The 381-nt window shown below is 49.1% G+C and carries 2 protein-coding genes; both read left to right on the forward strand.

All coding sequences use genetic code 11. The annotated features are described in order from the left end of the window. Window positions 1–207 (forward strand): cell wall metabolism sensor histidine kinase WalK (locus NE664_15735; protein MCQ4728085.1); only part of this gene is annotated, 207 nt, incomplete at its 5' end. Beyond that, the coding region (locus NE664_15740) for a response regulator (GenBank protein MCQ4728086.1) at window positions 204–381 on the forward strand (178 nt) is incomplete at its 3' end. The genes NE664_15735 and NE664_15740, both read left to right, overlap by 4 nt.

Below are 381 nucleotides of genomic sequence, written 5' to 3' on the forward strand. Positions count from 1 at the left end.
GCCAAGGATCTGCCCAACATTTTCGACCGGTTCTACCGGACAGACTCTTCCAGAAATTCATCTCAGGGAGGAAGCGGTATCGGGCTTTCTATCGTTAAGAAGATTATCGAGGACCACGGCGGAAGAATCTGGGCGACCAGCAAGGAAGGCATAGGCACGGAGATACACTTTGTGCTAAGAAAATACCAGGAGGTTATTGCAGAATGAGCAGGATACTGATTATTGAAGACGAAGAGAGCATTGCAGAGCTCGAGAAGGATTATCTGGAACTGAGCGGCTTTGAGGTGGAGATTGAGAATGATGGAGAAGCCGGGCTTGCAAAGGCTCTTCATGAGGACTTTGATCTGTTGATTCTGGATCTGATGCTTCCGGGCGTGGATG

Source organism: Anaerotignum faecicola (genome assembly GCA_024460105.1).
Classification (GTDB): domain Bacteria; phylum Bacillota; class Clostridia; order Lachnospirales; family Anaerotignaceae; genus JANFXS01.